This is a genomic window from Methylobacterium sp. CM6257, assembly GCF_054611515.1.
This window is the reverse complement of the sequence record NZ_CM137735.1, coordinates 5,382,725-5,408,871: the sequence shown is the minus strand read 5'-3', so window position 1 is coordinate 5,408,871 and position 26,147 is coordinate 5,382,725. Positions and strand designations below refer to the sequence as shown.

Below are 26,147 nucleotides of genomic sequence, written 5' to 3'. Positions count from 1 at the left end.
GAAACGACGCGTCAGGCGTCCAAAAATCCCGGGAGCGGCCCAAGACCCCGGCCGCTCACCGCCAAGGCCTTGAACAGGCTGCCCATTCCGCGTTGGCTCGGATCCGTGAGCCGCGCCACTGCCCGGTCGATCTCGACAGCCTGTGCCGCGGTGGCGCGGGCCTTGAGGCGCTCGGCTCGGGCGCGCAGGCCGAGGGCGGACAGGAAGTCGCCCTGGTCCACGGGACCGTGGATCTCGGCGCCCTCGGCGCTTGCAGCCCGGGCAAGCGCGCTGAAGTCGACGTGATGGGTCAGATCCGCCTCGCCGGGTGCGGCGAGCGGATCGGCGAAGTTGTGCCCTGACAGCGCCTGAAGAGTATCGCCGAAACCGGGGCGGCTATGCCCGTAGTCGATGGCCAGCAGGACACCTCCCGCCGCGCAGAGACGCCGCGACAGCGTACGCATCAGCGCCAGACCTACCCCGGGCACGCTCAGCAGGGCGCCGTCCGGCCCTTCCACATCGAGTCCGGGGCTCGGATCCGGCGAAAGGCCGAAGGCGAAACCACCCTGCGGCCCAAGGCCGACCTGCCGCTCGTGCCAGCCGGTCGGCCGGCGCTCGAACTGGCGCACGGGCAGGCAGTCGAAGAACTCGTTGGCCAGAATGACCGCCGGACCCTCCGGCAGCGTCTCGATTCCTTCGTGCCAGACCGTCCCCGTCCCGGCGAGTGCACGTTCCTGTGCGGCCCGCAGCACCGGGCTTGTCTCGACGAGATGCGGCGCCACGCGCACAGCCGGGGCCGCAGCACGCAGCGCCCGCAGGGCATCCGCCATCAGCGTGCCGCGTCCGGGACCGAGTTCCACCAGGATCAGAGGATCCGGCTGCCCCATCAGCCCGCAGACATAGGCGGTCCAGGCGCCGATCAACTCGCCGAACATCTGGCTGATCTCGGGCGCGGTGGTGAAGTCACCCTGCCAGCCCAGCGGATCGCGGGTGCGGTAGTAGCCGTGGACCGGATGACCGAGACACAGCGCCATGTAGCGGTCGATGCCGATCGGGCCGTTCTGGCGGATCAGCGCGGCGATCTCGGCTCCGAGCGGCGTCACGCCTGCACGGGCGCCTTGGCCGCCTCCTCGGGGCTGGTCGGATCCTCGACCGGATGCCGCGGGCGCGTCCGGCCGGTTGCCGCCAGCACGATATAGGTCAGGCCGACGATCATCATGGGTATGCACAGGAGCATGCCCATGGTGACCCCGCCACCCATTGGCCCGAGATTGTCGCCGAACAGGAAGCCGAGCTGGCGGTCGGGCTCGCGGAAGAACTCGCAGAAGGTCCGCGCCAGGGCGTAGCCGAGGACGAAGATGCCGCCGAGCAGCCCGGGCTTACGGAATCCGAACCGGCGGACGCTCACGGCCATCACGATGAACAGCAGCAGCCCTTCTGTTGCCGCCTCATAGAGCTGGCTCGGATGGCGCGGCAGCGGCCCGCCGCTCGGGAACACGATGGCGTAGGGGAAGTCCGGCGCCACGCGACCCCAGAGCTCGCCGTTCACGAAATTGGCAATGCGCCCGAAGAACAGGCCGATCGGCACGACGACGGCGCCGATATCGAGAAGCGTGTAGCCGTTGAGCTTCTTGGCCCGGGCGAACAGCAGGAAGGCCAGGATCGCCCCCAGGAAACCGCCGTGGAACGACATGCCGCCGTTGCGGATCGCGAGGATCTCGATCGGGTCGGCGAGGTACATTGGGAGGTTGTAGAACAGCACGTAGCCGATCCGGCCGCCCAGCACGACGCCCAGCGCCACCCAGACGACGAGGTCGTCGATGTCGACGACCTGCGGGCGCTTCACCACACCCCACAGACTGTCGGCCATCACGAGGCGGCGCGCGTAGAACCACCCGCCGATCAGGCCGGCGATGTAGGCGAGCGCGTACCATTTGATCGTGATCGGCCCGATCGCGAGAGCCACCGGGTCGATGGCCGGAAAGGGCAGGGCGAGGAGCGGCATCGATCTCACCTCCGGGGCGGCCGGATTGGACGCCGGAGGGGCGGCGCGTCAAGCCCGCGCGGAACACCTCTGGAGTGCAGCCCTCATGCCCGCACGAACAGGAAGCCGTGTCCGTTCGGCCCTGCACAATAGACGGCCGTGCCGTCGGCGGAGGCCTGCGGAGCCAGTCCGGCATCGCGAAGGCGTCGCGACAAGCCGTGCGGATCGGCCACGGAGAAGACGTAGCGGGTCGTGGCTCGGTCACCCGGGCTGAAAGACGGCGGGTGCCGAGCGGCCGACTTCCGATAGTGCAGCAGCTCCACGTGCGGCGCCGGGTCCGGAGGCTCCAGCGCGATGACGTCGACCTGCGGATCGTCAACACCGTCGAGGCGCGCCTGCTCTGGACCCTGGTTCAGGCCGCGCTCCGCCACGGTGAGGCCGAGCGGTCCGGTCAGGAAGGCCAGGGCGGCGTCGAGATCGGCGACGGTGATCGCCGAGTGGTCGATGCCCAGGAACAGGCCCGGCGCCGCGCGCCAGCGGGCGGCTGCCGCGCCGTCTGGGAAGAAAATCAGTTCCAGCGGATGCCCGTCGGGGTCGCGAAACTTGTAGGCGGTCACGCCTCCGGAGGAGGCCGGCAGGCGCTGAGCACCGCCGCGGCTGATGGGCTTCGGGTCGAGCCGCGCCAGCTGCGCCATCGCGGCCCCCATGTCGCGAACCGGGATCGCGAGGTGCTGGAAGAACGGGTCCGTCGCCGCCGGATTGGCCGGGTAGGGCGCGCCGGGCGGATCCAAAGCCAGGAAGGTCACGGTCTGCGCCCCGAGCCGCAAACGCAGCTGTATCGCGCGTCGACCCGCGAGCCCCATCGCCTCCACCTGCGCGACCGGCACCGGTTCCGGCGGAGCGATGCGCTCGAAGCCGAGCCCGTCCTGGTAGAAGGCCTCCGTGACAGCGAGGTCCGCCACCGTGCGGCCGAAGCCGGCGATCGCCCGCACGCCGCTCACAGGAGCGGTGCTCCCCGGACGTTCACGTAGATCGCGTAGAGCGTGTGCGAGGCGCACAGGAACAGGCGGCTGTTGTTGCGGCCGCCGAAGGCGAGGTTGGCGACGGTCGAGGGCACCAGGATCTTGCCGACCAGCTCGCCGCCGAGATCGATGCAGTGGACCCCGTCACCGGCGCTCGACCAGAGATTGCCGTGCTCGTCGCAGCGGATCCCGTCGGCGTTGCCCGGCGAAACTCTGCAGAACACGCTTCCCCCGGACAGGCTGCCGTCGTCGGCCACGTCGAACACCCGCACGTGCTGGAGCGGATCGGTGTCGAACTGCAGGCCGGTCTCGACGATGTAGAGCTTGCGCTCGTCGGGCGAGAAGCACAGCCCGTTCGGCCCCTGGAAATCGTCGGCCACCACCCGCAGCGAGCCGTCGCGCGGGTCGAAGCGGTAGACCGCGGCCGCCAGCTCCGACTCCTGCTTGCCGCCCTCGTAATCCGTCTGGATGCCGTAGGGCGGGTCGGAGAACCAGATCGTCCCGTCCGACTTGCAGACGATGTCGTTGGGCGAGTTCAGCCGCCGGCCCTCATAGCGTTCGACCAGGCTGGTGATGCTGCCGTCGAGCTCGGTCCGGTGGATGCGCCGGCCGCGGTGCGAGCAGGACAGCATCCGTCCCTGCCGATCGCGAGCGTGCCCGTTCTCGAAGTCGCTCGCCTCCCGGTAGACGCTCAAGCCCGCGTATTCCGCCCAACGCATCACCCGGTTGTTGGGCAGATCCGAGAACAGCAGCTCGTCGCGGTCGCCGAACCAGACCGGGCCTTCCGTCCAGCGGAAGCCCTCGGCAAGCTTCTGGAGCGGCGCGTTCGGCAGAACGCAGGCCTTGAACCGCGGCTGCGTGAGTTCGAAGCCGTCCATGGGCCGGCCCCTACTTGAAGCGGCCGGGCTGGTTCACGGTCGGCTCGACCTGAAGGCCGGTCACGATCATCGTGCAGGGCTCGTCGCCGACCGTGCCGGACAGATGGCCCTTCTTGCCGTCGCGTTCCTTCGTGTTCTGGTCCTCGCCCATCATCAGCTCGCCCGGGCCCATCTCGACCCGGCGGCCGTCCATGGTCTCCACGAACCAGCGGCCCGAGAGGATCGCGATCCATTGTGGTCGCGGGTTCTCGTGCCACTCGCCGACCCAGCCCACCGGCAGGACCGTGAAGGTCACGACCGACGGCGCGGGATCCATCTTGTCGTTCCACTGGGGCGCGGTCTCGGGGTTGATCCCCTCGAACTTGAACCGCTCGAGGTGGAACAGCTCCTGGCGGCTCACACCCTCCGCATCGGTGTAGACGTGCCAGTACGGCATCTTCGGAGGGGTCGGCTCGCTCATCGTCGCTCCTGCCGCAGCGGGACAATCGTCCTCCCACAACGGCCGGATCCGACGATAGTTCGCGGCGGTGCAGGCGGCCCGCGATGGGGATGATCACATCTGCTCGGGGATCCGATCGGTCTGCGCGAGGTTCGAGAACCGCGTGATGTTGGCGTCGAATTGCAGCTCCACCGTGCCGGTGGGGCCGTGACGCTGCTTGCCGATGATCACCTCGGCCTTGCCGTGGACGCGCTGCATCTCGGCTTCCCAGGCGAAGAACTCCTCCGTGCCCTCGCGGGGCTTCTTGTTGCCCACGTAGTACTCCTCGCGGAACACGAACATGACCACGTCGGCGTCCTGCTCGATCGAACCGGATTCACGGAGATCGGCGAGCTGCGGGCGCTTGTCGTCGCGATTCTCCACCTGACGGGAGAGCTGCGAGAGGGCGATGATCGGACACGCCAGCTCCTTGGCCAGCGCCTTCATGCCGGTGGTGATCTCGGTCATCTCCTGCACGCGGTTGTCGCTGCGCTTGGACGAGCCCGAGAGAAGCTGGAGATAGTCGACAATCAGCAGGTCGAGGCCCTTCTGGCGCTTCAGGCGCCGGGCGCGGGCGGCGAGCTGCGCGATCGAGATGCCGCCGGTCTGGTCGATGTAGAACGGGATCGTCTGCATGTCCCGGGCGGCGTCGGTGATCTTGTAGAAATCCTCCGGCCGGATGTCGCCGCGGCGGATCTTGTAGGACGGCACGCCCGACTGCTCGGCGATGATACGGGTGGCGAGCTGCTCGGCCGACATTTCCAGCGAGAAGAACCCCACGATGCCGCCGTTGACTGTCTTGGTGATGCCGTCCGGCCCCTTCTCGCCGCGATAGGCCTTGGCGATGTTGAAGGCGATGTTGGTCACCAGCGAGGTCTTGCCCATGGCGGGGCGGCCCGCGAGGATGATTAGGTCTGAGGGCTGCAGGCCGCCCATCTTGGCGTCGAGGTCGGACAGGCCCGTGGCGATGCCCGAGAGCTTGCCATCGCGCTGGTAGGCCTTGGCGGCCATGTCGACCGCGGCGGTGAGCGCATCCGAGAATTTCTGGAAGCCGCCGTCGTACCGCCCGGCCTCGGCGAGCTCGTAGAGCCGCCGCTCGGTATGCTCGATCTGGTCCCGGGGCGATTCCTCGACCGGCGCCTCGTAGGCGCCGTTCACCAGATCCTCGCCGATCGTGATCAGCCGGCGGCGGATGGCGAGATCGTAGATCGTGCGTCCGTACTCGCCGGCGTTGATCACGGTGGTCGCGTCGGCGGCGAGCCGGGCGAGGTACTGCATCACCGTCTGGCCACCGAAATCGGCATCGCCCAGATAAGTCTTCATGGTGATGGGCGTGGCGAGCTTGCCGGCCTTGATCAGCGACGCCGCCACCGTGAAGATCTGCTGGTGGGCATCCTCCATGAAGTGCTCGGGCAGCAGGAAGTCCGACACCCGGTAATAGGCATCGTTGTTCACCAGGATCGCGCCCAGCAGCGCCTGCTCCGCATCGATGTTGTGCGGGGCGACGCGGTACTCGGCCTGCACGGTTTCGAGCTTGGCCGTGAGCGCATTGGGCAGGGCCATCGGCGGACGACTCCGAATCAGGCGCCGCGGTGGGCGCGCCAGGATCACACCGCGCGACCTTGGCCCCGGTATGGTTACCGAAGCTTAGCCGACGGCCGGTTCTCCCGGGCCGAAGCGCGGAAAAGCGGACGCCCGCCGACTCTCGTGAGGGGCGGGCGTCCATGCTGGAACAAAACTGGAACGTGTCAAGTCTCGGGGCCAATCATCCCCAATGTTCACCGGTATACAGGGATCGGGCCGGCGCTTCTTCGTGCGCCGGCGACACCCATCCAGCCGCATCCTCGCACGCCCGACCGGCCCCGTGCCGGTTGGGCCGTCGGGAGTGAATCAGCCGCGGTCGTCGGCACCTTCGCCGGCATCGGCCAGCGCCATACCGACCTCGAGACCCAGGTCGTCGAGGTTGAACGCCTCGCGCTCGGTCACCGACTCGCCACGGGCCTGACGCTCGGCTTCCTCGGGGCTGCGGGCGACGTTGACGGTGATCTCGACCTCGACCTCGGGGTGCAGCACCACCGGGACGGTGTGCAGGCCGAGCGTCTTGATCGGCTGGTTCAGGGTGAACTGGCCGCGCTCCACCGAGAAGCCCTCCTTCGAGACGACCTCGGCGAGGTCCCGGGTCGAGACGGAGCCGTAGAGCACGCCGGTCTCGCCCGACTGGCGGATCAGGATGAAGCTCTGGCCGTTCAGCTTCTCGGCGACGGCCTCGGCGTCCTTCTTGCGCTCGAGGTTACGGGCCTCGAGCTGGGCGCGCTGGCCCTCGAAGTGCTTCTTGTTGGCTTCCGTCGCGCGCAGGGCCTTGCCGCGGGCGAGCAGGAAGTTGCGGGCAAAGCCCGGGCGGACATTCACGGTCTCGCCCATCTGGCCGAGCTTGGCCACGCGCTCGAGCAGGATCACTTCCATGGTCTTTCTCCTTCAGATGGTCGGCCGCTCGGGCCGGGGTCTCACGGCGCCGGGCTGTCCTTGGGACGCCGGCGGTCGAGGGCGGTGTCGGCCAGGCCGAACAGGGTGAGTGCCACCAGGGCGATGCCCTGGGTCACGAACAGGATCAGGTACATGCCGAACAGCATCAGCCCGCGCCCCGGCCGGCCGCGCGAGCGGTCGTGGAAGGCCGCGAGTCCCTGAAGCGCGAAGGCCGCGCTGAACGAGCCGACCAGGGCGACGCCGAACACGCCGACATAGCCGGAGGCGAAGCACATCACGACCGCGGCCGCGAGCGCCGCCAAAGTCGTCCGCGGCATGGCGGTCGATGGGATGTCGGGCCAGGGTCTCGGCAGGCGACCGGAGATCTTCACGATCCGGGCGGAGGCCCAGAGATAGAAGGTCAGCAGCAGCGCGAGCCCGTTGGCCGCGAAGGCCGGCACCACACGGGCGAGGGCATCGGCCACCTCGGCGCGCGTGACATCGGCCTGGTCGGCGCCGGCCTGCGGCGCCGGGGCCGGCTCCGCCGCCGCATCCTGGCCCGGCTCCTCGGCGCCGGCCGGAGGCGCGCCGGCCCGGCGGGCGTCGCCGGTCGTCCGGTCGGCAGGGAGCCGCGCCTGCACCAGCGTCTGGGCAAGCCCGCGCAGCTGCGCGTCGAACGCCGCATGGTTCGGCGAGGATAAGACCGCGATGGAAATGAAGGCGAGGGCGGCCGTGGCGGCGATCCAGCCGAGCAGGCGGCCGGTCGGATACCATTCGAGGCCGTTCGGCGTCTCGCGGCCCAGCAGGGCCAGATAGGCGAGCCACCACGCCGGCAGGGCGATGTAGGCGCCGAAGGCGAGCCCCATGAAGGGCGCGATCACCAGGACGAGTGCGAGGCTGCCGGTCGCGACTGCCACGAGGGCTGCCTTGTGACTCCAGCCGAGACCGACGATCAGGATCGGCAGCGGCGCCACGAGGTAGAGGAAGATCGCCAGCGGGGTCGCCTTCAGCAGCACCCCGAACAGGAGTGCGGAGACGAGGCCCGCGCCGATACCGATGCCGATGTGCTGTGCCATGGGTTCCGCTGTCCCGCTGCCGCCGCGGCAGGGTTAGGGGCGGCGATGCACCCCAACGATCGGGCGACCAGGATCGCCCTCTGCGAGGACCGGCCCGGGCTGATGCCGGGCCGGCCGGTTTCGATGGCCTACTTGATCACGTAGGGCAGCAGGCCGAGGAAGCGGGCGCGCTTGATCGCCTGGGCGAGCTCGCGCTGCTTCTTGGCCGAGACCGCGGTGATCCGCGACGGCACGATCTTGCCGCGCTCGGACACGTAGCGGGACAGGAGCTTGACGTCCTTGTAGTCGATCTTCGGCGCGTTCGCGCCGGAGAACGGGCAGGTCTTGCGACGACGGAAGAAGGGACGGCGTCCGCCGCCCGCACCAGCACCGAAAGCCATGGGTTAGCCCTCCCCGCCGAAGCTGCGCTCGCCGCGATCGCCGCGGTCACCACGGTCGCCGCCGAAGCCGCCGCCGAAGCCCTCATCGTCGCGACGACGGCCGCGCTCGCGGTCCTTGCGGTCGTCGCGGTCGCGCTTCTGCATCATGGCGGACGGCTCGGGATCGAGCTCGTCGACCCGGACGGTCATGAAGCGCAGAACGTCCTCGGAGATCTGCATCTGGCGCTCCATCTCGGCGATGGCGGCCGGCGGGGCGTCGATGTTGAGGAGCGCGAAATGCGCCTTGCGGTTCTTCTTGATCCGGTAGGCGAGGGACTTCACGCCCCACATCTCGATCTTCTCGAGACGGCCGCCGTTCTGCTCGATCACACCCTTGTAGGTGTCGATCATCGTCTCGACCTGCTGGGACGTCACGTCCTGGCGGGCCAAGAGCACATGCTCGTAGAGAGGCATTGTCGGGCCTTTCAGTGTCAAAAGGAGCCCGGCCGCCGGGAGGCGGCTGATCCGGGCCGGTTCATCTCGCGAGACGCTCGGCGCCAAGCCCTTCGAGCCGTTTTTGCAGGCCCGAGCGGTTGATCGAAGGCGGAGACACGGGACGACGGGATCTGCGAAGAGCCCTGTGCCGCGAGCGGCACCGTCCGTTCAGCCCCCGGCCGGAGCGAACGCGAGGGGCGGCGCATAGTCGGTTTTTCGGGAGCTGGCAAGTCTGAGGAGCGGGCCGCCGAAGGCGCCGTGTGCGGACCGGCCGTCTTGTCGGAGGGACCAAACGCCAGCATATCGCAGCCACGGAGCGCCGGCGTGACGCGCTCCGGACCCTACCCGCAGTCTTGTCGGATCGCGCCGACACGGGGACGAACGAGCGGATGACCTCCGAAAAGCTGCGCCTCGGCGTCAACATCGACCATGTGGCCACCGTCCGCAATGCGCGGGGGGGACCCTACCCGGATCCGGTGCGGGCAGCGCTGCTCGCCGTGCAGGCCGGCGCGGACGGCATCACCGCCCATCTGCGCGAGGATCGGCGCCATATCCGGGACGCCGATATGGCGGCGCTGAAGCGTGCGCTCACCGTGCCGCTCAATTTCGAGATGGCGGCTACCGACGAGATGGTGGCGATCGCCCTCGCCACGCGGCCCCATGCTGCCTGCCTAGTGCCGGAGAAGCGCGAGGAGCGTACGACGGAAGGCGGGCTCGACATCGTCGGAGGCCGCGATCACCTCGCACCGCGCATCCGCGCCCTCGCGGAAGCCAACATCCGCGTCTCGCTGTTCGTGGAGCCGGAGCCGGCCGTCATGGAGGCCGCGTGCGCCCTCGGTGCTCCCGTGATCGAACTGCACACCGGCAGCTATTGTGAGGCCGTTCTCGCGGGCGATGCCGCGCGCGCCGCCCGCGAGATGGCGCGCATCGAGCGCGCCGCCGCACACGGGGCGGGGCTGGGCCTGGAGATCCACGCGGGGCACGGCCTGACGGTGGACAGCGTCGGGCCGGTGGCGGCGCTGCCGCAGATCCGCGAACTCAATATCGGCCACGCGCTGATCGCCGAGGCGATCTTCGTCGGGCTCCCCCAGGCGGTTCGGGACATGCGCGCGGCGATGGACCGCGCGCGACGCGCATGATCATCGGCATCGGATCGGACCTCTGTGACATTCGCCGGATCGCCCGGACGCTGGAGCGCCACGGCGATCGCTTCACCCACCGAGTGTTCACGGACGGAGAGCGGGCGCGCTGCGACCGGCGTGCCGCCCGTGCGGAGGGCTACGCCCGGCGCTTCGCCGCCAAGGAGGCCTGCGCGAAGGCGCTGGGCACCGGCTTCAGCGGCGGCGTGTTCTGGCGCGACATGGAGGTGGTGAACCTGCCCTCCGGCCAGCCGACCCTGCGCCTCGGCGGCGGCGCGGCCGAGCGGCTCGCCGCGATGCTGCCCCCGGGGCACGAGGCGCACCTCCATGTGAGCCTCACCGACGATCCGCCGATGGCCCAGGCCTTCGTGGTCATCGAGGCGCGGCCTTCCGCGGGCGCAGGACGCGATGGATCTGAGGCGGCGGATTAGCCGGCCGGTGTCGCGCGTTGCGGGGGGCTCGCGCTTGGTCTAGACCCGCCGCTCACAGCGGACACGATTGCGGCGCATTCCTCGGGACAACCGCATATCACGCCGCGCCCCGCTGGCGGCAGGCGACGCAACCCCAACCGAAGACGGAACGCGCGCGTGGATTACGACGGCAAGCCGCTCAGGAAACCCGCCGAGACCGGCACCTGGGCCAGCATCCGCGAGACCCTGAAAGTCGGCATCCAGGCGCTCCTCATCGCTCTGGTGGTGCGGACGCTGCTGTTCCAGCCGTTCAACATCCCCTCGGGCTCGCTGGTGCCGACCCTGCTGATCGGCGACTACCTGTTCGTATCGAAGTACTCTTACGGCTACTCGAAATACTCGCTGCCGCTCTCGGAATATATTCCGATCCAGGCGGATGGGCGAGTGTGGGGAGCCGAGCCGAAGCGCGGCGACATCGCGGTGTTCAAGCTGCCCAAGGACAACTCGACCGACTACATTAAGCGCGTGATCGGCCTGCCGGGCGACAAGATCCAGATGATCGACGGCGTGCTGAACATCAACGGCAAGCCGGTCAAGCGCGAGCGCATCGCCGATTACGAGACCACCGATCCCTACGGCCAGGCCACCAAGGTACCTCAGTACCTTGAGACGCTGCCCAACGGCGTGGTCCATCGGGTGGTCGAGCGCGACGGCGACAACGGCTTCTGGGACAAGACCGAGCTGTACACGGTCCCGCCCGGTCACTTCTTCATGATGGGCGACAACCGCGACAACTCCACGGATTCGCGCGACCTCGCCAACGTCGGCTACGTGCCCTTCGCCAACCTCGTCGGGCGCGCCGAGATGATCTTCTTCTCCATCGATGAGGGCACCCCGGCGTGGCAGGTGTGGAACTGGCCGGCCCATGTTCGCTGGTCGCGCCTGTTCTCGACGATCCATTGACCGGGTCGGACTTGGACGAGGCCCCGCAACCCCGCTCCTCCGCGCGGGCTCGGCGCGCCCACAAACCGCGCCCGCCGCTCGGTGCGCTGGAGGAACGGATCGGCCACCGCTTCACCGACCAGGACCTGCTGACCCGGGCCCTGACCCATACCAGCAAGGCCAGCGGCCGGGGCGGCAGCTACCAGCGCCTGGAATTCCTCGGCGACCGCGTGCTCGGGCTCGCGGTGGCGGACCGGCTCTATGCCACCTTTCCCGACGCGGACGAGGGTGACCTCTCGCGCCGGCTCGCCGCGCTCGTCCGGCGTGAGACCTGCGCGACGGTGGCCGCCTCCTGGGAGGTCGGTCCGCACCTGATCCTCGGCCAGGGCGAGGTCATGGGCGGCGGGCGGCGCAACCAGACGATCCTCGCCGATGTCTGCGAGGCGATCCTGGGCGCGATCTACCTCGATGCCGGATTCGACGCCGCGCGAGCGGTGGTCGAGACGCATTTCCGGCCCACCGAGCCGACGGCGGCCGCGCGGGGCCGCGATGCCAAATCAGCCTTGCAGGAATGGGCGATGGGGCGGAGTCTGCCGATCCCCACCTACGCGGTGGTGGAGCGCACCGGCCCCGATCACGCGCCACGCTTCCGCATCGCCGTGCGGGTCGAGGGTCTTGAGCCCGGCCTCGGCGAAGGCACGTCGAAGCGGGTCGCCGAGCAGGCGGCGGCGCAGGCGCTCTTGGAGCGGGAGGGGATCGGGGGCCTGCCGGAAGCGGGGTCGACGGAGAAAGCATGAACGCGAACGATCAGGACGACTCCCCGATTCCGGGGCCTGGGGACGAGGTTTCCGCCCTCCCGGGCACGCCCGCAGATGCCCGGGCGGGCTTCGTCGCGCTGATCGGCGTGCCCAATGCGGGCAAGTCGACCCTCCTGAACAGCTTGGTCGGGACCAAGGTCTCCATCGTCTCCCGCAAAGTGCAGACGACCCGGGCGCTGGTCCGCGGGATCTTCATCGAGGGCTCGGCGCAGGTCATTCTGGTCGACACGCCCGGCATCTTCGCGCCCAAGCGCCGCCTCGACCGGGCGATGGTGCATTCGGCCTGGAGCGGGGCCGCGGATGCCGACGCCGTCTGCCTGCTGGTCGACGCGCGCAAGGGGGTCGACGCGGAAGTGGAGGCGGTGCTCGGGCGGCTCGGCGAGGTGAAGCGCGAGAAGCTGCTGATCCTCAACAAGATCGACCTCATCCCGCGCGAGCGTCTGCTCGACCTCGCCGCGAAGCTCAATGCCGCCGCGCCCTTCGCCGAAACCTTCATGATCTCGGCGCTCAACGGCGACGGCGTGGACGACCTGCGGCGGGCGCTCGCCGCCCGGATGCCCGCCGGTCCGTGGCTCTATCCGGAGGATCAGGTCTCGGACGCGCCGCTGCGCCTCCTCGCGGCCGAGATCACCCGGGAGAAGATCTACGACCGGCTCCACGAGGAACTGCCCTACCGCTCCACCGTGGAGACCGACCAGTGGCAGGTCCGCTCCGACGGTTCGGTGCGGATCGAGCAGACCATCTTCGTCGAGCGGGAGAGCCAGCGCTCCATCGTCCTCGGCAAGGGCGGCCAGACCATCAAGGCGATCGGTCAGGCGGCCCGGGTGGAGATCGCCGAGGCGGCAGACGCCAAGGTCCACCTGTTCCTGCACGTGAAGGTGCGGGAGAACTGGGCCGACGACCCGGCCCGCTATCGCGAGATGGGTCTCGAATTCCCGCGGGGCTGACCAAGCGAGCTGCGCCCGGCGGGCTGGGCATCTGGAGCCATTCCGGTATAACGCGCGGCGTTCCCTCCGGATGATCCGAGTCGGGCGCGGCTCTCCCCGCTCCGCAGCGGATTCGCGTTCCGGAGCCGGCTCTCCAGATCCCGAACCGTTCATGCGCCACGCCGTTTACGGCTTGCCGCCGGGCGACCTTGCCGAGGTTCCCGTCGATGCCGTCCAGGTTTCCCCTCTCATCCCCGGTGCCGTCCGGCTGGAGGACCTGTCCGAGGGCAGCCTCGACGCTGCCACCGTGTACGCGCCGGCCGGGACGCTTGAGCGGCGCTACGTGCTCGCCCAGATGCTCCGAGCGCTGGGGACCGGCGGCCGGATGATCGCGCTGGCCCCCAAGGATCGGGGCGGTACGCGGCTGGCAAAGGAATTGATCACCTTTGGCTGTGCTGCCGCTGACCGGCCGCGTCGCCATCATCGGATCTGCACGGCCGAGCGCCCTCCGGAACCCTCTGGCATCGCCGAGGCGATCGATGAGGGCGGCCCCCGTCATGTCGACAACCTCGCCCTGTGCACGCAGCCCGGCATCTTCTCCTGGGACCGGCTCGATCCCGGCACGGCGCTGCTCCTGGCGAACCTGCCGGTGCTGAAGGGGTGTGGCGCCGATTTCGGCTGCGGCCTCGGGATCCTGTCCCGCGCGGTCCTGGCCTCGGAATCCGTGGCCGCGATGACGCTGATCGAGATCGATCGCCGCGCCGTCGAGATGGCGCGCCGCAACGTCGCCGATCCGCGGGCGACGGTACTCTGGGCCGATGTGCGGACGCCCGGCGTGGTCCCGAGCCAGCTCGATTTCGTCGTCACCAACCCGCCCTTCCACGAGGGTGGCGCGGAGGACCAGTCGCTCGGCCGGACCTTCATCGCGCGGGCGGCCGAGGTGCTGCGGCCCGGCGGCGTGCTGTGGCTCGTCGCCAACGCGCACCTGCCCTATGAGGGTCCGTTGCGCGTGGCGTTCCGGACCGTCGCGGTGACGGTGCAGGCGAACGGTTTTCGGGTGTACGAGGCCCGCCGATGAGCCTGGGGGCGAGACTCGCATGAGTGCGACGAAGTCGGTTCGCCTGGATAAGCTCCTGGCCAATCTCGGCTACGGCTCACGCCGCGAGATCCAGGGCCTCGCCCGCGCCGGGGCGATCCGCCTCGACGGTGCGGAACTGGACGATGCCGGCGACCGGATCGCCCTCGTTCCCGATCTTCCCGACCGGCTGACCATCGACGGGGAGGCCCTCGATCCGCTGCCGGGCCTGTGCCTGATGCTCCACAAGCCGCTGGGGGTCACGTGCTCCCACAAGGAAGCAGGTCCGCTGGTCTACGGGCTGCTGCCCGAGCGCTGGCGCCGGCGCGAGCCGCCCCTCTCCACCGTAGGCCGCCTCGACAAGGAAACCTCAGGGCTGCTGCTGCTCACCGATGACGGCGCGCTCCTGCACCGGATCATCGCGCCGAAGGCCCAAGTCGCGAAGCGCTACCGGGTCACCCTCGACCGGCCGCTGACCGGCCGGGAGGCGGAGATCTTCGCGTCAGGGACACTGATGCTGGAGGGCGAGGACCGTCCTCTCCTGCCGGTGCAACTCGACGTGGCCGACGCGACGCATTGCGCGGTGACGCTCACGGAAGGGCGCTACCATCAGGTCCGCCGCATGTTCGCGGCGGTGGGCAATCACGTCACCGCTCTACACCGGGACCGAGTCGGCGGCCTCGACCTGCCGGAGAGTCTGGCGGCGGGCGCCTACCGGCTCATGACGGGCTCGGACGTGGCGGCTGTCTTCGCGGGCGGCTGAGCCTGGCCGATCGCGGCGCTCCCGAGGTTCCTTGCCTCGGGCCCAACACTCTGCTAAGCGCCCGCCCATCCCACACGCGGAGCCGGCCTCATGCCTGAATGAGGCGTTTCCGGTGGTCGTCCGAACTCTCGGTCGGCCGCATCCCTCCGCGGCGGATATAACCGGAGAGCACACAGACATGGCCGTCGATTTCTCTATGCGTCAGCTCCTCGAGGCCGGCGCGCATTTCGGTCACCAGGCGCATCGCTGGAACCCGAAGATGCAGCCGTACATCTTCGGCACGCGCAACAACATCCACATCATCGACCTCGCCCAGACCGTGCCGGCGATGCACCAGGCGCTGCAGGCGGTGAGCGACACCGTCGCCAAGGGCGGCCGCGTGCTGTTCGTCGGCACCAAGCGCCAGGCGGCCGACACGATCGCCGAGGCGGCCAAGCGCTCGGCCCAGTACTACGTCAATTCCCGCTGGCTGGGCGGCATGCTCACCAACTGGAAGACCATCTCGGGCTCGATCGCGCGCCTGCGGAAGGTCACCGAGACGCTGGAGACCGGCGGCCCGGGCTTGACCAAGAAGGAGCGCCTGATGCTCTCCCGTGAGAAGGAGAAGCTCGAGAAGGCGCTCGGCGGCATCAAGGACATGGGCGGTGTCCCCGACCTGCTGTTCGTGATCGACACCAACAAGGAGCAGCTGGCGATCAAGGAGGCGAACCGCCTCGGCATCCCGGTGGCTGCCATCGTCGACACCAACTGCAACCCGGACGGCATCAGCTACATCGTCCCGGCCAACGACGACGCCGGCCGCGCCATCGCGCTCTACTGCGACCTGATCGCCAAGGCCGCCATCGACGGCATCTCGCGCGCCCAGGGCGCGTCGGGCCTGGATCTCGGCGCCTCCGAGGAGCCGATGGCCGAGGAGCTGCCGGCCAACGACGATGCGGCCGTCTCGGTCGAGTCCGACGCCCTCGACCCGGCCGACGTGGCGATGCTCGCCGAGTCGACCGAGCATTTCGAGCTGCTCGCCGCCCCGCGCGGCGCGCCGGACGACCTGACCAAGCTCAACGGCGCCGGCCCGCAGATCGTGCAGAAGCTCAACGACGCCGGCATCTACCATTACTGGCAGATCGCCGCGATGACGCCCGAGGACGTCGCCAAGGTCGATGCCGACCTGAAGCTCAACGGCCGTATCGACCGCGACTCGTGGGTCTCGCAGGCCCGCGGCTTCGTCGAGGCCGCCGCGGCGGTGTAAGTTACCGGGACGTCGCGGCGCCACCGTCATCGGGGCGTCGCGGTTCCAGGCATACCGGGCCCGGCCGCTCACCCGCGTGCCGGGCCTCTCTCATCCAGACCACACGAAAGGGACCGCCATGGCCAACATCACCGCCGCGATGGTGAAGGAGCTCCGGGAGAAGACCGGCGCCGGCATGATGGATTGCAAGGGCGCGCTCAACGAGACCCAGGGCGACATCGAGGCTGCCGTCGACTGGCTGCGCAAGAAGGGTCTCGCCAAGGCCGCCAAGAAGGCCGGCCGCGTCGCCGCCGAGGGCCTCGTCGCCGTGGAATCGGCTGGCCATCACGCCGCGATCGTCGAGGTGAACTCCGAGACCGACTTCGTCGCCCGCAACGACGCCTTCCAGGCCTTCGCCCGCGAGGCCGCCAAGATCGCGCTGAACACCGACGGCACTCTGGAGGGCCTCCAGGCCGCCCATTTCCCGGGCGCCACCGAGACCGTGTCCGATAAGCTGCAGAACCTGATCGCCACCATCGGCGAGAACATGAACCTGCGGCGCGTCGCGAAGCTCGAGGTCAAGAAGGGCGTGATCGCCTCCTACGTGCACAACCAGATCTCCGAGGGCCTCGGCAAGATCGGCGTGCTCGTGGCCCTCGAGTCCGAGGGTGACGTCGAGGCGCTCTCGGCCCTCGGCCGCCAGATCGCCATGCACGTCGCCGCGACGAACCCGGTGGCGCTCGACGCCTCGGGCGTCGACGCCGCCACCGTGGAGCGCGAGTCGAACATCCTGCGCGAGAAGAACGCCGGCAAGCCCGACCACGTGCTCGCGAAGATCATCGAGAGCGGCCTGAAGAGCTACTACAAGGAGGTCACCCTCCTGGAGCAGCCTTTCGTGCACGACGGCTCGAAGACGGTCGGCCAGGTCCTCAAGGAGGCCTCCTCCAAGGTCGGCGGTCCCGTGACCCTCACGGGCTTCATCCGCTACGCCCTCGGCGAGGGCATCGAGAAGGAAGAGGGGCCGGACTTCGCCACCGAGGTCGCCCAGCAGGCCGGCCGCGCCTGAACCCGATGAAAACCGGCTCGTTCCTGCGGGCCGGGCATGACGAGCCCCGTTCGGCGCGAGCCGGGCGGGGCTTCTTGTTTTCCGTGCCGGACGACCGATCGAGCTTGGTTCGTGTTGCGGCGCACACCGCGTCTCACAGGGGTGCTCTACCTTCCCGCCATGGCTTTGAAACCCTTCTCCTACCTGATGATCGGCGTCTTCGCGTCCGGTCTCGTCATGACCGTCCGCGGCGCCGTTGGCGTCTTGGCGGGAAGCTGAAGCCCGGCCCCGGCACGACCGCGGATCGTGCCGGGGCCGCATCGATCCGGACGCGCCCGCCTTGAAGCCGGCCGCACGCCACTTGCCCGGTGGTTGTGATTCGACCGATGCTTCCCGCCGGATCGGCTCGAACCCCTCGACGGAGCTCCCGCGCCTGACGTAGAAGCCTCCCGGTTGGTGCGACGCGGGATGGAGCCGGGGATCGAGATGCCGGAAACGACGCCGTTTCGCCGGATATTGCTCAAGTTGTCGGGTGAGGCTCTGGCCGCACCGGACGGCTATTGGCTGCATCCCCCGACCCTGGCCGGGCTCGCCGAGGATATCGCGCGCACGATCGAGGCGGGCGCGGAGATCGCCATCGTGGTGGGCGGCGGCAACATGATCCGCGGGGCGCGGATCTCGGCAGCGGGCTGGATCGACCGTGCCACCGGGGATTCGCTCGGCATGATGGCCACGGTGATGAACTCCCTGGCCATCGAGACCGCCCTCAATGCGGCCGGGGTCCAGGCCCGCACCATGTCGGCGGTGTCGATGCCGACCATCTGCGAGACCTACGCCCGCCAGCCGGCCCTCCACCACCTGAACAAGGGACAGGTCGTCGTCCTCGCCGGGGGCACCGGCAACCCGTTCTTCACCACCGACACGGCCGCCGTCCTGCGCGCCGCCGAGTTGCGCTGCGATGCGGTCCTCAAGGCGACCCAGGTCGACGGCGTCTACTCCGCCGACCCCAAGAAGGACCCGGGGGCCACGCGCTACGATCGCATCACCCACGACGAGGCCATCGCCCGCGATCTCAAGGTGATGGATACGGCCGCTTTCGCACTGGCCCGCGAGAGCCGTCTGTCGATCGTGGTCGGCTCACTCCACCCGCCGAGCTCGATCGCCGCGATCCTGTCGGGCGAGGCGCCCTCGACCCTCGTGGCGCCCTGACGGAGGCTCCGGCCTGGGCCGCGACGGCATCGTGACGGTTTGCGGCCCTGAAAAAATTCGTCCATTGAGGCCGCGACTGCCCGCGCCGGGCTCAAGACAACGTCAGACGTGTCGGGACGACCATCATGGCCACACCGGAATTCGACCTCAACGACATCAAGCGCCGGATGCAGGGCGCCGTCGCCTCGCTCTCGAAGGACCTCGGGTCGCTGCGTACGGGGCGCGCTACGCCGTCGCTGCTCGACCCGATCCAGGTCGATGCCTACGGCTCGATGATGCCCATGGCCCAGGTCGCCACCGTCAGCGTGCCGGAGCCGCGGCTGCTGTCGATCTCGGTCTGGGACCGCAGCATGGTCACGGCCGTCGAGAAGGCGATCCGTGAATCCGATCTCGGCCTCAACCCGCAGACTGAGGGGCAGACCATCCGGCTCCGCATCCCCGAGATGAACGAGCAGCGTCGCAAGGAGATGGTCAAGGTCGCCCACAAGTACACGGAGGAGGCCCGCGTCGCGGTGCGCCATGTCCGCCGGGACGGCCTCGATCACCTCAAGAAGCTCCTGAAGGACAGCGCCATCTCCGAGGATGACGAGAAGCGCCAGGCCGCCGACGTGCAGAAAGCGACCGACCAGGCCATCGCCGAGATCGACGGCGTGCTGGCCTCCAAGGAGAAGGAGATCATGCAGGTCTGAGGCTGACGGCTGAGACGCGCGTGACTTCCGCCGCCGCACCGGCCGCGCGTCCCTCAGGGCGGCGCGAGCTGTGGCTTCGCGTCGCCTCGGGCCTCGTGCTCGGGGGTGGCGTGCTGGCCGCGCTCGTCTATGGCGGCTGGCCCTTCGCGGGGATCTGGCTGGCTGCCGGCATTATCGGATTCGCCGAATGGATGGTGATGAGCCGCACCGAGCCGCGTGAGGTGCTGATCGCGCTCGGCGCGGCGACCCTCGGCGCCCTTCTGCTCTGCCAACGCGGCGGCGCCCCGGCGCCGGCCTGTATCGCGGTTCTGCTGCTGGGTGCCGCGGCCTGCGCGACGGTGGCACGGACCGGTCGCGGTCGGCTCCGTGCCTTCGTCGGCGTCCTCGGCGCGGCGGCGATCACTGCGGTGCCGGTGGCCCTGCGCGACGATCCCGCTATCGGCCTCGTCGGCCCGGCCTGGATGTTCGCGGTGGTCTGGTCCACCGACATCGCAGCGTATTTCGCAGGCCGGAAGATCGGGGGCCCGAAGCTGATGCCCCGGGTCTCGCCCAACAAGACTTGGTCCGGCGCGCTCGGCGGCCTGATCGGTGCGGTCGCAGCCGGGACCCTGGTCCCGGTCGTGGCCGATCTCGCCGGTATGACCCTGCCGAGCGCCGCATCCCTGCCGGTCGTGGCAGGCGTGAGCGCCCTGGCCTCCGTCCTGAGCCAGGCGGGCGACCTGATCGAGTCCGGTCTCAAGCGCCGCTACGGCGTGAAGGATTCGGGCAAGGTCATCCCGGGCCATGGCGGTGTCATGGACCGGCTCGACGGATTTTTTGCGGTCGCCGTGTTGGCGGCGCTCTATCTCGCCCTGCGCGGCAGCGCTCTGATCACGTGACGATGAGGGAGTTGAACCCGTGACCCAGATCGTCACCGTCTTTGGCGCCACCGGCTCGATCGGCCGTTCCACTGCTGATCTGCTTGCCCAGCATTCCGACCGCTTCCGCGTCGGCGCTCTGGTGGGCGGCAAGGATCCCGTTGCCCTCGCGAAGGTTGCACGCGCGCTGAACGCTTCCTTCGCGGCATTGGCCGACGAATCCGCCGGTCCGGCACTGTCCGAGGCCCTGTCGGGCTCGGGCATCCCCAATGGGGCCGGGGAGGGGGCCGTCATGGAGGCCGCCGCGCGGGATGCCGACATCGTTGTCGCGGCGGTGAGCGGTGCGGCCGGGCTGAAATCGACCCATGCCGCGCTCCGCCTCGGGCGCAAGGTCGCGCTCGCCAACAAGGAGAGCCTTGTCTGTGCCGGCGACGCCTTCATGCGCGACGCTGCGCGCTACGGCGCCACGATCCTGCCGATGGATTCCGAGCACGACGCGCTCAGCCAGGCGCTCGCCGGTCGGCCGCTCGCCGACGTCCGCACCATGATGATCACGGCCTCGGGCGGTCCGTTCCGTACCTGGGCCCGCGAGCGGATCGCCGCCGCCTCCGCCGCCGAGGCGGCGGCCCACCCGACCTGGTCGATGGGCATGAAGATCAACATCGATTCGGCCAGCCTGATGAACAAGGGCCTCGAACTGATCGAGGCGCACCACTTGTTCGGCATCGAGCCGGAGCGCCTGGATGTCGTCGTGCATCCGCAATCGGTGATACACGGCATGGTCTACTGGCTCGACGGGGCCGTGACGGCCGAGCTGGCGCTGCCCGACATGCGCGTGCCAATCTCGCATTGTCTCGGCCTTGGCGACCGGCTCACCATCGAGCGGGGTCGGCCCCTCGATCTCGTGAAGCTCGGCGGCCTGACCTTCGAGGCCGCGGACGAGGAACGCTTTCCGTGTCTGCGGATCGCCCGGGCGGCGCTTGCTGCGGGCGGCGCGGCGCCGACCGTGATGAACGCGGCCAACGAGATCGCGGTCGCGGCCTTCATCGCCGGCCGGATCGGCTTCTACGGGATCAGCGATCTGGTCGAGCGCGCCTGCACGCACTTCGCCGCCGAGTACCGGATCGCACCGGCCGACGTCGATGAGGCGCTTGCCATCGACGCCCATGTCCGGGTCTGGAGCGCCGAGGCTCTGCCGGAGCTGCGCGCCGCCGGCTGACTGTCTGCTGCAACCGTGTCGGCGACCCTTTGTCATGGCCAGCGGAGCGAAGCAGGCCAGGGCAACGCGTCAACGGTGAGCGTGGCGCTGCCGGGGTGTTTGGCTCCGCGCGCAAAGACGGGGAGAGCGTTGCGCCGCCCTGTTGAAGCCGCCCTTCAGCGCTCCGGGCCGTAGCCGGCGAGGAACACCCGCACCGCCTCATCGACCTGATGGCGCATCCCGGTCTCGCTGGCGATGCCACCGGCCCCGAACAGCAGGCGGGTGAGCAGGCCGGCTTGGCAGAGATGCAGGAAGTGCCGGGCGGCGAGTTCGGTATCGGCGATCCGCAGCCGGCCGGCTTCGACCTGCGCATCGAGATAGCCGGACAGGCGCTCAACGCCGCAGGCCGGCCCGGCCTCGTAAAAGGCCTGCCCGAACCGCGGGAACTTCTCGCAGGCGCCAATCACCATCCGGACCACCGATACGTGCTCCGGCCGGCACATCTCGGTGAGGAAGCTCGTGCCCAATCGCATCAGCACGCCCGGAACGTTCGGATCCTCGGCGTCGAGGGTGAAGAGCGCCTCGGCGAGGCTCGACTTCTCCTGGATGATCAGCGCCTCGAACAGATCCTCTTTGTTCTCGAAATAGACATAAAGCGTCCCTTTGGAGACCCCCGCCGCGCGGGCGATCTCACCCATGCTCGCCCCATCGAAGCCGGCCGACAGGAAGACGGTCCGTGCCCCGTCGAGGATCTGGCGCCGCTTGTCGCCGTCGTGCTGGGCTTGGCCCCGCTCCAGCACCGCACCCTGTGCCATAGTCCCGCTCCGCGTCCCTGACGCCGCCACGCTTGACCGAACCGTTCGGTCAACATAACCTGAGGCCTAGTCGCGGACGCGTCAAGGCAGGCCGCGATTTTGACCGAACGGTTCGGTCATTCGAAGTTTGAGGCGCTGAGATGTCCCTTCGCGAGGACGCCGATCGGCCGAATCCGGTGCTTGAGCCGTCCGACGAAGAGCGGGCCGAGAGCACGACGCCGCGTGCACCCGCCGCGACGCCTGCACCGTCGGCGAGCACAGCGCCGGAAGCAGGGGCCGCTCCGGCCCGCAAGCGGCCGGTCAGGCGGGCTGTGCTGCTCATCTTCTTGGCGGCGGCGCTCGGCGGCGGCGCCTACGAGGGCTGGCAGTGGTGGACTGTCGGGCGCTTCTTCGTATCGACAGACGATGCCTACGTGCAGGCCGACATTTCGGTCCTTGCCGCCAAGGTGTCCGGCTATCTCGACTCGGTGCCCGTGGTGAACGGCCTCTCGGTGAAGAAGGGCGACGTGATCGCGAAGCTCGACGACGGCGATTACCGGCTCGCCCTGCAGGCCGCGCAGGATAAGCTCGCCACTCAGGAGAGCACCATCGCGCGGATCGGCCGTCAGACAGAGGCGGCGCAGGCCCAGGTCGCCCAGGCTGCCGCGCAGCTCGATGCGAGCCGTGCGGATGCCGTGCGCGCTCAGGCGGATTTCAACCGGTCGATGCAGATGCAGGCGGATTACGTCGCCAAGTCGCGTATCGATCAGACCCGCGCCGACCGGGACCGGACCGAGGCTTCCGTCAAGGCCATGGAGGCCGGCCTTATCGCGGCCCGGGCCAATGTCGACGTCCTCCAGGCGCAGAAGCGCGAGGCCGAGAGCCTGGCGGCGGAGCTCCGCACCGCCGTCGACCGGGCCCGCCGCGACCTCGATTTCACGGTGATCCGCGCCCCGTTCGACGGTGTCGTGGGCAACAAGGCCGTCGAGGCCGGTGCCTATGTCTCTCCCGGGACCCGTGTGGCCGCCCTCGTGCCGCTGCAGAGCGTGCGGATCGACGCGAACTTCAAGGAGACGCAAGTCCAGCGCATGCGCCCCGGCCAGCCGGTGACCGTGACGGTCGATGCCTATCCGGACCGCGAGATCCACGCCGTCGTGGAATCGTTCTCCCCGGCCTCCGGCTCGGTGTTCAGCCTGCTGCCCCCCGACAACGCGACGGGCAACTTCACCAAGATCGTCCAGCGGCTGCCGGTGCGGGTGCGCGTGCCCGAGGATGTCGCCCGCGAGGGTCTGCTGCGGCCGGGCCTGTCGGCGGTGGTGCGAGTCGATACCCGCACCGGCACGGACCGGTCCGTCCTCGACCACGCCGCCGGCGCGCGGCCGGTCGCGACCGCGAGCCGCTGAGACCGGCCATGGCCGCCACCGCCGCCCTGTCCGCGGCCGCACCGACCCGCGCCGCCGAGCCGCCGCTCGACCGCCGCCGCATGGTGGCGTTCATCTGCATGGTCTTTGGGATGTTCATGGCGATCCTGGACATCCAGATCGTCTCGGCCTCCCTGAACGAGATCCAGGCCGGCCTCTCGGCCTCGGGCGACGAGATCCCCTGGGTCCAGACCAGCTATCTCATCGCCGAGGTCATCTCGATTCCGCTCTCCGGCACCCTGTCCCGGGTGCTCTCGACGCGCTGGATGTTCGCGATCTCGGCCGGCGGCTTCACCGCCATGAGCCTGATGTGTGCGACCTGCTCGTCGATCGGCGAGATGATCGTCTGGCGGGCGCTCCAGGGCTTCATCGGCGGCGGCATGATCCCGACCGTGTTCGCGGCGGCCTTCACGATCTTCCCGCCCTCGAAGCGGACCATCGTCTCGCCGATGATCGGCCTGGTGGCGACGCTCGCGCCGACCATCGGCCCCACGGTCGGTGGCTATCTCACCGACCTGATGTCCTGGCACTGGCTGTTCCTGATCAACGTCGTGCCGGGCATCTTCGTGACGGTCTCGACCTGGATGCTGGTCGATTTCGACAAGCCGAACTACGGCCTCCTGCAATCCTTCGACTGGGCGGGCCTCGTCTTCATGGCGGGCTTCCTCGGCTGCCTCGAATACGTGCTGGAGGAGGGGCCGAACCACGATTGGCTGCAGGACGAGGCGGTCTTCGCCTGCGCGATGATCTGCGGGATCTCGGCGCTGCTGTTCTTCTGGCGGGTCTTCACGGCCAAGCAGCCGATCGTCGACCTGCGCGCCTTCTCGGACCGCAACTTCGCCAGCGGCTGCGTCGCGAGCTTCGTGCTGGGGATCGGCCTCTACGGGTTGACCTACATCTACCCCGTCTATCTCGCCCGGGTGCGCGGCTACTCGGCGCTGATGATCGGCGAGACGATGTTCGTCTCCGGTCTGTGCATGTTCGTCACGGCCCCGATCGCCGGCCGGTTCTCCGGCAAGGTCGACCCGCGCATCATGATGGGGATCGGTTTCACGGGCTTCGCCTGCGGCACCTGGATCGTGACCGGTCTCACCAAGGATTGGGACTTCTGGGAGCTGCTGCTGCCCCAGGTGCTGCGCGGCTGTTCGCTGATGCTGTGCATGATCCCGATCAACAACATCGCCCTCGGCACGCTGCCGCCGGCTCGAATGAAGAATGCCTCCGGCCTCTACAATCTCACCCGCAACCTCGGCGGCGCGGTCGGCCTGGCGCTGATCAACACGCTGCTGAACGACCGGTGGGACCTCCACCTCGCCCGGCTGCACGAGCGCTTCACATGGGCTAGTACGGCCGCCCTGGAGCGTCTCGACACCATGCAGCGCGGCTTCGGCGCCTACGGCAGCGCCGCGCCCGGCATGGCGCTCAAGGCCATGACCAACACGGTGCGGATCCAGGGTCTGGTGATGGCCTTCGAGGACGTATTCCTCGCCCTCACCGTGCTGTTCCTGGCGATGGCCTGCGCGGTGCCCCTCGTCCGGCGCCCGCGCGGGGCAGCCGGCGGCGACGCGCACTGACAGCGCCGGTCTCCGCCTGCGGCCATCCGCAAGACCGCGCAGGATTGCGTTGGCGGTCGGCCGCACCGATCTGCTAGACTGATTTGATGGCTGGCCCGAGATGCCGGCGCGAGACGGCCAGGGATCGGCTTATGGACTTCCTCAACGCGATGGGCGGCACCGCCGGCGGTTTCTTCGGCGCCGTGATCCCGTTCCTGTTCGTGCTCACCGTCGTGGTTTTCGTGCATGAAATGGGCCACTTCCTGGTCGGGCGCTGGTGCGGCGTCGGCGTGCACGCCTTCTCGCTCGGCTTCGGACCGGAACTGTTCGGCTTCAACGATCGCCGCGGCACCCGCTGGAAGCTCTGCGCCATCCCGCTCGGCGGCTACGTGAAGTTCCACGGCGACGCCAACGGCGCCAGCATGCCGGATCCCGAGACGATCGCCCGGATGAGCCCGCACGAGCGGGCGATCAGCTTCCCAACCCAGCCTGTCGGCAAGCGCGCCGCCATCGTCGCGGCCGGGCCGGTGGCGAATTTCATCCTGGCGATCCTGCTGTTCGCGGGCGCGATCTGGCTCGGCGGCCGCTACGAACTGCCCGCCCGGGTCTCCTCGGTGGAGCCCGGGAGCGTCGCCGCGCAGGCCGGGTTCCAGCCGGGCGACGTCATCACCGCCATCGATGGCGAGAAGATCGGCGACTTCAACGCCATGTACCGCACGGTGACGGGCAGCGCCGGGACGCCGCTGACCTTCACGGTTGAGCGCGACGACCACCCGATCACCATCAAGGCGACGCCGGCGATCTTCGAGGAGAAGACGCCCTTCGGCCGCCACCGGATCGGCCGCCTCGGCATCCGCTCCCCCGCGGGCTCGGAGGCCAAGCTCGTGCGCTACGGCGCGCTCGACTCCCTGAATCTCGGGGTGCACGAGACCTACTTCGTCGTCGAGCGGACCTTCTCGTATCTCGGCAAGCTCGTCACCGGCCGCGAATCCGCCGACCAGCTCTCGGGCCCGATCGGCATCGCACGGGTCTCGGGCGAAGTGGCCAAGACCGGCGGCGTCGGCGGCCTCGTCGGTCTGATCGCGCTGCTCTCGGTGTCGATCGGCCTTCTGAACCTCTTCCCCGTGCCGCTGCTCGATGGCGGCCACCTGCTCTTCTACGCCTTCGAGGTGGTGCGTGGCCGCCCGCTCAGCGAGCGCGCCCAGGAGATCGGCTTCCGGATCGGCCTCGCCCTGGTCCTCATGCTGATGCTGTTCGCCGCCTGGAACGACATCCTCAACCTCGGCGCGTCCTGGCGGAACACCTGATCCGGTGGGGTTGCGGAGCGCGGATCGGCCGCTCCCACTGTC

28 protein-coding genes are annotated in these 26,147 nt (G+C 69.2%); 17 read left to right on the top strand and 11 right to left on the bottom strand.

Going from position 1 to position 26,147, the window contains the following annotated elements; genetic code table 11:
* Positions 1–11: 11 nt before the first annotated feature.
* From ACYCO6_RS26345 to rpsF, 10 genes are all read right to left on the bottom strand, one after another.
* Positions 12–1,082, bottom strand: coding sequence for a class I SAM-dependent methyltransferase (locus ACYCO6_RS26345; RefSeq protein WP_459764823.1), 1,071 nt, complete (start codon positions 1,080–1,082; stop codon positions 12–14).
* Positions 1,079–1,984, bottom strand: a complete 906-nt coding sequence (gene lgt / locus ACYCO6_RS26340; protein ID WP_459764820.1) for a prolipoprotein diacylglyceryl transferase — start codon at positions 1,982–1,984, stop codon at positions 1,079–1,081. The genes ACYCO6_RS26345 and lgt overlap by 4 nt, the downstream gene beginning before the upstream one ends.
* Before the next feature lie 83 nt (positions 1,985–2,067).
* Positions 2,068–2,964 carry a VOC family protein gene (locus ACYCO6_RS26335; protein ID WP_459764818.1) on the bottom strand — a complete coding sequence of 299 codons (897 nt, stop codon included), beginning with the start codon at positions 2,962–2,964 and terminating at the stop codon, positions 2,068–2,070.
* Positions 2,961–3,863, bottom strand: a complete 903-nt coding sequence (locus tag ACYCO6_RS26330) for an SMP-30/gluconolactonase/LRE family protein (protein ID WP_459764816.1) — start codon at positions 3,861–3,863, stop codon at positions 2,961–2,963. Before ACYCO6_RS26330 ends, ACYCO6_RS26335 begins: the two co-directional genes overlap by 4 nt.
* A 10-nt stretch (positions 3,864–3,873) precedes the next feature.
* Positions 3,874–4,323, bottom strand: a complete 450-nt coding sequence (locus tag ACYCO6_RS26325) for a cupin domain-containing protein (RefSeq protein WP_459764814.1) — start codon at positions 4,321–4,323, stop codon at positions 3,874–3,876.
* Positions 4,324–4,416: 93 nt separating this feature from the next.
* Positions 4,417–5,904 (bottom strand): replicative DNA helicase, encoded by a 1,488-nt coding sequence (locus ACYCO6_RS26320; RefSeq protein ID WP_459764812.1) that lies wholly within the window; start codon positions 5,902–5,904, stop codon positions 4,417–4,419.
* A gap of 327 nt (positions 5,905–6,231) precedes the next feature.
* The gene (gene rplI / locus ACYCO6_RS26315) at positions 6,232–6,804 is read right to left on the bottom strand and encodes a 50S ribosomal protein L9 (protein ID WP_459764810.1); all 573 of its coding nucleotides are present in this window, start codon (positions 6,802–6,804) and stop codon (positions 6,232–6,234) included.
* Between the two features lie 41 nt (positions 6,805–6,845).
* Complete coding sequence (locus tag ACYCO6_RS26310; RefSeq protein ID WP_459764808.1) at positions 6,846–7,880, bottom strand: hypothetical protein; 1,035 nt, start codon at positions 7,878–7,880, stop codon at positions 6,846–6,848.
* Positions 7,881–8,008: 128 nt separating this feature from the next.
* Positions 8,009–8,260, bottom strand: coding sequence for a 30S ribosomal protein S18 (gene rpsR, locus ACYCO6_RS26305; protein ID WP_007561044.1), 252 nt, complete (start codon positions 8,258–8,260; stop codon positions 8,009–8,011).
* 3 nt (positions 8,261–8,263) lie between these two features.
* Positions 8,264–8,713: a 30S ribosomal protein S6 gene (gene rpsF, locus ACYCO6_RS26300; RefSeq protein WP_459764805.1), complete on the bottom strand. Its 450-nt coding sequence runs from the start codon at positions 8,711–8,713 to the stop codon at positions 8,264–8,266.
* A gap of 410 nt (positions 8,714–9,123) precedes the next feature.
* Between rpsF and ACYCO6_RS26295 the strand changes: the two genes are divergently transcribed.
* From ACYCO6_RS26295 to dxr, 14 genes are all read left to right on the top strand, one after another.
* Positions 9,124–9,873, top strand: a complete 750-nt coding sequence (locus ACYCO6_RS26295) for a pyridoxine 5'-phosphate synthase (RefSeq protein WP_459764803.1) — start codon at positions 9,124–9,126, stop codon at positions 9,871–9,873.
* Positions 9,870–10,304, top strand: a complete 435-nt coding sequence (gene acpS, locus ACYCO6_RS26290; RefSeq protein ID WP_459764801.1) for a holo-ACP synthase — start codon at positions 9,870–9,872, stop codon at positions 10,302–10,304. The genes ACYCO6_RS26295 and acpS overlap by 4 nt, the downstream gene beginning before the upstream one ends.
* 156 nt (positions 10,305–10,460) lie before the next feature.
* A complete protein-coding gene (gene lepB, locus ACYCO6_RS26285; RefSeq protein WP_459764799.1) occupies positions 10,461–11,246 on the top strand; it encodes a signal peptidase I in 786 nt (261 codons plus the stop codon).
* The gene (rnc, locus tag ACYCO6_RS26280) at positions 11,243–12,022 is read left to right on the top strand and encodes a ribonuclease III (protein WP_459764797.1); all 780 of its coding nucleotides are present in this window, start codon (positions 11,243–11,245) and stop codon (positions 12,020–12,022) included. Before lepB ends, rnc begins: the two co-directional genes overlap by 4 nt.
* Positions 12,019–12,990 carry a GTPase Era gene (era, locus tag ACYCO6_RS26275; RefSeq protein WP_459764795.1) on the top strand — a complete coding sequence of 324 codons (972 nt, stop codon included), beginning with the start codon at positions 12,019–12,021 and terminating at the stop codon, positions 12,988–12,990. Before rnc ends, era begins: the two co-directional genes overlap by 4 nt.
* A gap of 151 nt (positions 12,991–13,141) precedes the next feature.
* Entirely contained in the window at positions 13,142–14,047 is a 906-nt protein-coding gene (locus ACYCO6_RS26270; RefSeq protein WP_459764793.1) for a class I SAM-dependent methyltransferase, read from the top strand.
* Positions 14,048–14,066: 19 nt separating this feature from the next.
* A complete protein-coding gene (locus tag ACYCO6_RS26265) occupies positions 14,067–14,807 on the top strand; it encodes a pseudouridine synthase (protein WP_459764791.1) in 741 nt (246 codons plus the stop codon).
* Between the two features lie 178 nt (positions 14,808–14,985).
* A complete protein-coding gene (locus ACYCO6_RS26260; RefSeq protein ID WP_459764789.1) occupies positions 14,986–16,053 on the top strand; it encodes a 30S ribosomal protein S2 in 1,068 nt (355 codons plus the stop codon).
* 118 nt (positions 16,054–16,171) lie between these two features.
* The gene (tsf, locus tag ACYCO6_RS26255; protein WP_459764787.1) at positions 16,172–17,098 is read left to right on the top strand and encodes a translation elongation factor Ts; all 927 of its coding nucleotides are present in this window, start codon (positions 16,172–16,174) and stop codon (positions 17,096–17,098) included.
* 111 nt (positions 17,099–17,209) lie between these two features.
* The gene (locus ACYCO6_RS26250; RefSeq protein ID WP_459764785.1) at positions 17,210–17,356 is read left to right on the top strand and encodes a hypothetical protein; all 147 of its coding nucleotides are present in this window, start codon (positions 17,210–17,212) and stop codon (positions 17,354–17,356) included.
* 207 nt (positions 17,357–17,563) lie between these two features.
* A complete protein-coding gene (pyrH, locus tag ACYCO6_RS26245) occupies positions 17,564–18,286 on the top strand; it encodes a UMP kinase (RefSeq protein WP_459764783.1) in 723 nt (240 codons plus the stop codon).
* A gap of 125 nt (positions 18,287–18,411) precedes the next feature.
* The gene (gene frr, locus ACYCO6_RS26240; RefSeq protein WP_459764781.1) at positions 18,412–18,975 is read left to right on the top strand and encodes a ribosome recycling factor; all 564 of its coding nucleotides are present in this window, start codon (positions 18,412–18,414) and stop codon (positions 18,973–18,975) included.
* A 20-nt stretch (positions 18,976–18,995) separates the two neighbouring features.
* Positions 18,996–19,853, top strand: coding sequence for a phosphatidate cytidylyltransferase (locus ACYCO6_RS26235; protein ID WP_459764779.1), 858 nt, complete (start codon positions 18,996–18,998; stop codon positions 19,851–19,853).
* Positions 19,854–19,872: 19 nt separating this feature from the next.
* Entirely contained in the window at positions 19,873–21,051 is a 1,179-nt protein-coding gene (gene dxr, locus ACYCO6_RS26230) for a 1-deoxy-D-xylulose-5-phosphate reductoisomerase (protein WP_459764777.1), read from the top strand.
* A gap of 155 nt (positions 21,052–21,206) precedes the next feature.
* Here dxr and ACYCO6_RS26225 read toward each other — a convergent pair whose 3' ends face one another.
* Positions 21,207–21,845, bottom strand: a complete 639-nt coding sequence (locus ACYCO6_RS26225) for a TetR/AcrR family transcriptional regulator (protein ID WP_459764775.1) — start codon at positions 21,843–21,845, stop codon at positions 21,207–21,209.
* Between the two features lie 140 nt (positions 21,846–21,985).
* On the opposite strand from ACYCO6_RS26225, the gene ACYCO6_RS26220 reads away from it, so the two are divergent.
* The 3 genes from ACYCO6_RS26220 (at position 21,986) to ACYCO6_RS26210 (ending at position 26,105) form a co-directional block, all read left to right on the top strand.
* Complete coding sequence (locus tag ACYCO6_RS26220) at positions 21,986–23,227, top strand: HlyD family secretion protein (RefSeq protein WP_459764773.1); 1,242 nt, start codon at positions 21,986–21,988, stop codon at positions 23,225–23,227.
* Between the two features lie 8 nt (positions 23,228–23,235).
* The gene (locus ACYCO6_RS26215) at positions 23,236–24,819 is read left to right on the top strand and encodes a DHA2 family efflux MFS transporter permease subunit (RefSeq protein ID WP_459764771.1); all 1,584 of its coding nucleotides are present in this window, start codon (positions 23,236–23,238) and stop codon (positions 24,817–24,819) included.
* A 131-nt stretch (positions 24,820–24,950) separates the two neighbouring features.
* A complete protein-coding gene (locus tag ACYCO6_RS26210; protein ID WP_459764769.1) occupies positions 24,951–26,105 on the top strand; it encodes a M50 family metallopeptidase in 1,155 nt (384 codons plus the stop codon).
* Positions 26,106–26,147: the final 42 nt, after the last annotated feature.

Excerpts from the sequence above, each read along its gene's own strand:
- lgt (WP_459764820.1), bottom strand. The coding sequence starts at position 1,984 with ATGCCGCTCCTCGCCCTGCCCTTTCCGGCCATCGACCCGGTGGCTCTC.
- ACYCO6_RS26330 (WP_459764816.1), bottom strand. The coding sequence starts at position 3,863 with ATGGACGGCTTCGAACTCACGCAGCCGCGGTTCAAGGCCTGCGTTCTG.
- ACYCO6_RS26325 (WP_459764814.1), bottom strand. The coding sequence starts at position 4,323 with ATGAGCGAGCCGACCCCTCCGAAGATGCCGTACTGGCACGTCTACACC.
- ACYCO6_RS26320 (WP_459764812.1), bottom strand. The coding sequence starts at position 5,904 with ATGGCCCTGCCCAATGCGCTCACGGCCAAGCTCGAAACCGTGCAGGCC.
- rplI (WP_459764810.1), bottom strand. The coding sequence starts at position 6,804 with ATGGAAGTGATCCTGCTCGAGCGCGTGGCCAAGCTCGGCCAGATGGGC.
- ACYCO6_RS26310 (WP_459764808.1), bottom strand. The coding sequence starts at position 7,880 with ATGGCACAGCACATCGGCATCGGTATCGGCGCGGGCCTCGTCTCCGCA.
- rpsR (WP_007561044.1), bottom strand. The coding sequence starts at position 8,260 with ATGGCTTTCGGTGCTGGTGCGGGCGGCGGACGCCGTCCCTTCTTCCGT.
- rpsF (WP_459764805.1), bottom strand. The coding sequence starts at position 8,713 with ATGCCTCTCTACGAGCATGTGCTCTTGGCCCGCCAGGACGTGACGTCC.
- ACYCO6_RS26295 (WP_459764803.1), top strand. The coding sequence starts at position 9,124 with ATGACCTCCGAAAAGCTGCGCCTCGGCGTCAACATCGACCATGTGGCC.
- acpS (WP_459764801.1), top strand. The coding sequence starts at position 9,870 with ATGATCATCGGCATCGGATCGGACCTCTGTGACATTCGCCGGATCGCC.
- era (WP_459764795.1), top strand. The coding sequence starts at position 12,019 with ATGAACGCGAACGATCAGGACGACTCCCCGATTCCGGGGCCTGGGGAC.
- ACYCO6_RS26270 (WP_459764793.1), top strand. The coding sequence starts at position 13,142 with ATGCGCCACGCCGTTTACGGCTTGCCGCCGGGCGACCTTGCCGAGGTT.
- ACYCO6_RS26265 (WP_459764791.1), top strand. The coding sequence starts at position 14,067 with ATGAGTGCGACGAAGTCGGTTCGCCTGGATAAGCTCCTGGCCAATCTC.
- ACYCO6_RS26260 (WP_459764789.1), top strand. The coding sequence starts at position 14,986 with ATGGCCGTCGATTTCTCTATGCGTCAGCTCCTCGAGGCCGGCGCGCAT.
- tsf (WP_459764787.1), top strand. The coding sequence starts at position 16,172 with ATGGCCAACATCACCGCCGCGATGGTGAAGGAGCTCCGGGAGAAGACC.
- pyrH (WP_459764783.1), top strand. The coding sequence starts at position 17,564 with ATGCCGGAAACGACGCCGTTTCGCCGGATATTGCTCAAGTTGTCGGGT.
- frr (WP_459764781.1), top strand. The coding sequence starts at position 18,412 with ATGGCCACACCGGAATTCGACCTCAACGACATCAAGCGCCGGATGCAG.
- ACYCO6_RS26225 (WP_459764775.1), bottom strand. The coding sequence starts at position 21,845 with ATGGCACAGGGTGCGGTGCTGGAGCGGGGCCAAGCCCAGCACGACGGC.
- ACYCO6_RS26220 (WP_459764773.1), top strand. The coding sequence starts at position 21,986 with ATGTCCCTTCGCGAGGACGCCGATCGGCCGAATCCGGTGCTTGAGCCG.
- ACYCO6_RS26215 (WP_459764771.1), top strand. The coding sequence starts at position 23,236 with ATGGCCGCCACCGCCGCCCTGTCCGCGGCCGCACCGACCCGCGCCGCC.
- ACYCO6_RS26210 (WP_459764769.1), top strand. The coding sequence starts at position 24,951 with ATGGACTTCCTCAACGCGATGGGCGGCACCGCCGGCGGTTTCTTCGGC.